Origin of the sequence: uncultured Campylobacter sp. (assembly GCF_937997595.1) — a bacterium.
Taxonomy (GTDB): domain Bacteria; phylum Campylobacterota; class Campylobacteria; order Campylobacterales; family Campylobacteraceae; genus Campylobacter_B.
Genome location: NZ_CALKTS010000347.1, coordinates 1 through 2944, shown reverse-complemented (window position 1 = coordinate 2944; position 2944 = coordinate 1). Strand labels below are relative to the sequence as shown.

Genomic DNA, 2944 nt, shown 5'->3' with positions numbered 1-2944 from the left:
TCCAAAACGCTTATGCGCGCGCCAGAACGGAATTTCGCGCGGAGATGCTGGGCGTGCTGGAGGGCTTTTTATCGCAAGAGGACGCCGAGAAAAACGCCGAATACGCGCTATTTAATCAGCTCTACCAGATGGCGATGACCGCGGGCAGGAAGAGCGATATCTTTATCCACGTCCAAGGCATCAGTGAAAACGAGGTCGTGCTGCGCGTATATCAGCGCTTTGAGCTTGACGACGGCGTGATAATCTACTACGCAGGCGGCGAGTTTAGCTACACTCTGGATGAAAATTTCGGTAAAATTTATCGCTACGAAATCTGATTTTGGCGGTACGGCGCGAGATCGATGCCGATTCGATCGTAAATATCGCACTGCGCTATGTTTTGTATTAGGTATTAGCATCATACCTGATATTGTTTTAGGGGCTTTTCTACATGGGTATCACATAGAGGATATGTGACTAACCGATAGTGTCGTGTTTGGCGCCGCAAATTTTAAATGAATTAAAATTTATAAAATCTAATATCAAATAAAACCTAGTTTGTGCGCTTTCGAATAAAATTTTAAAGTTGAGCTTTATAAAATCCTCTCCGCCGTTTGATTTTGATCAAAGCTTTTTCATCTCGGCCTCTATCTCGCTTTGTAGGCATTTTGTATGTTCATGGCCGCTTTTTTCTAAAATTTTATTCGCGATCTTAAAGGCTTTTTCGTAGTTTTTCAGAACCTCCGTTTTATTGCCGAGTCCCGCCAGATCGCCCGCCATCAGCGCATAGTACTTCGCTCGCAGCAAATTTACGCTATCAGCGTCGAAAACCTCTTTGTAAATTCTAAACGCGACGGCGTGTTTTACGTATGCGCCGTCAAAATCGCCCATTTATAGAGCGTATCGCCGAGCCCAGCGTAGCAGCTCATCAGATCTTTTTGCATCTTCTCGCCGCCTAGCTTGTAGCATCTTCTCGCCAAGCCGAAATTCGCTATCGCCTCGTCGTATCGCCCAAGAGCTGCCTGCGCGCTAGCTATGCCGTGATAGGGTTTTGCTAGCGCTTTATGCTCTTTGCCAAGTCCTTTTTGTAAAATTTTTAGCGAGCGTTCGTAGGCCTCAAGCGCCTTTTGCGGCTCGCCTGCAAACATAAAAAAGCTGCCCGAGTTGTTTAATGCTATAATCGTGCTCTCATGCTCTTCGCCGTACTCAGCCAGGCAAATTTGCGCCGCCTTTTCGCCCGCTAGCGCAGTAGCCGTGGCGTTGCGGTCGCGCTTGATAAACTCTTCGACACTAAGCTCTATCGCCTCTTCGCAGCTCGTTCCAAGTAGCCAAATCGGAAAACAAAAAAGTAAAGTTTTACACATAAGATTCATTTGAGATTTTCAGTCTTTTTTATAGCAAATTTAGGCAACTATGGTAACTAAAACCAAAAAAATTTATACTATTAAAGGCAACACAACAGCATAATTTATCTTTTACTATTCAAAGAATGAATAACCATTGGCGATATGGGCTGTTCCATTTTTATCTATCTCAATCTCCTTTAACAATATTTCGGAGCGATGACAAATTTGTCTTTTAGCAGATATATTAATCTTGGGATAAATATAATATTTTCTTGAAATACCATCCAAATCAAGCTCGGTAAAACAGTCGATATAAAAGTAATTTTTATAGCAATTCAATAAATATTCCAAAAAAAGCTTTGAAGATTTTAATTGTAAAACGGCTTTATCCATGTATTCAATACTTGGTTTAATTTCACAAAAACATATTCTCAAACTATCTTTTAAATTCAAAAAAACTATAAAATCACAATGCGAATCGGTTGAAACGCCATCTCCTTTAAAAAACTTAATAGTATGAGTTTTCTCTTTTTGTCGCAGTATTAAAACATCGTCCTTATTTTTAAATGTAAAATTTATTTCTTTAATGGGACTTTCTTTTTTTTCCTCTATTATTTTGAATAAATTCCCGTGAGGTTTAATTTTTAAATCATCACAAATAGCTTCTCAAAAATCTTTTAAATTTTTATTTGTCATTTTTGTTACTCTCTAAAAGTGCAGCAAAAATTAAGCTTTGATTTTCATTTTGTGTATCTATTGGAGAATCGAAAGTATTCATAAAAATTCCTTGTTCATTGATATCAACACTACTCAAAATATTTTTACCTTTTTTATTCTCTGCCAAATATGCTTTTACTTTTTGATGGTTAATTTTGTACTCTTTTGTATAGCCTTTATTTTTAAATTTATCTATCTGGTTGTCAGTTAAACTTCCAAGCATTATACAATTACTTATTTCACGAACAATATAATCACTATGGGTTGTGATAAACACTTTTATACCTGCATTTGCAAGTAATACCAAAAGTCTAGCGACTAAAATCTGATTATTCGGATGTAGATTTAATTCAGGCTCATCAATCATAAGGATGTCTTTCTTGCTAGCCGTATTAAGAATATAGAAATTTAGCATCAAAAGAGATCTAACGGAGCTAGAAGCTATCTCTATATTGTAACCTTTTCTTGATTTTTTAGGTTGAAATAAAATTCCTATATCCGTAACCTTATATTTACCTCCAACTAAATTGCTTAATACCTTTAGGATTTCTTGAGGTTTTAATACCTCAATCATTTCATCCATTGTCATCGAAGAAAACTCTTCATCGATAATTTCTTTACATAAATCAACACATTCATTACAAATAAACACATCAGGACCAGCGATAATTTTTTTTACTTGTTCTTGCGATTTTCCACAAAAAGAACATCTTACTTGTTTTGTTTCATCTTTATACAATCTGAAACCTCCATTCTTTTCCTGATTTCTCAATTTAAGAGTACCATAAGTCGCTATATTCAACAAGAAATGTTGTTTCAAAAAGCGCCGGGCTCTAGGGAAACCGGCGCTTTTCTATTTAATTTTATAAAATTAAGCTTCTTTTGCAGAATCAGTAATCACA

The 2944-nt window shown here is 36.7% G+C and carries 5 protein-coding genes and 1 pseudogene; 1 reads left to right on the top strand and 5 read right to left on the bottom strand.

The genetic code is table 11. The features are described from left to right. Positions 1-317, top strand: a 317-nt coding sequence (locus Q0614_RS11715; RefSeq protein WP_298788892.1) for a hypothetical protein, incomplete at its 5' end; no start/stop codon positions are given. 286 nt (positions 318-603) lie between these two features. On the opposite strand, the gene Q0614_RS11710 is transcribed toward Q0614_RS11715, so the two are convergent. The 5 genes and pseudogenes from Q0614_RS11710 to Q0614_RS12600 form a co-directional block, all read right to left on the bottom strand. Continuing rightward, positions 604-870, bottom strand: coding sequence for a hypothetical protein (locus Q0614_RS11710; RefSeq protein ID WP_297949454.1), 267 nt, complete (start codon positions 868-870; stop codon positions 604-606). Further along, positions 843-1343, bottom strand: a complete 501-nt coding sequence (locus tag Q0614_RS11705; RefSeq protein ID WP_297949452.1) for a tetratricopeptide repeat protein — start codon at positions 1341-1343, stop codon at positions 843-845. Before Q0614_RS11705 ends, Q0614_RS11710 begins: the two co-directional genes overlap by 28 nt. Before the next feature lie 114 nt (positions 1344-1457). Then, a complete protein-coding gene (locus Q0614_RS11700) occupies positions 1458-1718 on the bottom strand; it encodes a hypothetical protein (RefSeq protein WP_297949450.1) in 261 nt (86 codons plus the stop codon). Positions 1719-2010: 292 nt separating this feature from the next. Continuing rightward, on the bottom strand, positions 2011-2616 hold the full coding sequence (locus tag Q0614_RS11695) for an AAA family ATPase (RefSeq protein WP_366125057.1): 606 nt from the start codon (positions 2614-2616) through the stop codon (positions 2011-2013). A 24-nt stretch (positions 2617-2640) separates the two neighbouring features. Further along, positions 2641-2781, bottom strand: a pseudogene (locus Q0614_RS12600) (ClpX C4-type zinc finger protein); the annotation flags it as partial. Between the last annotated feature and the right edge of the window lie 163 nt (positions 2782-2944).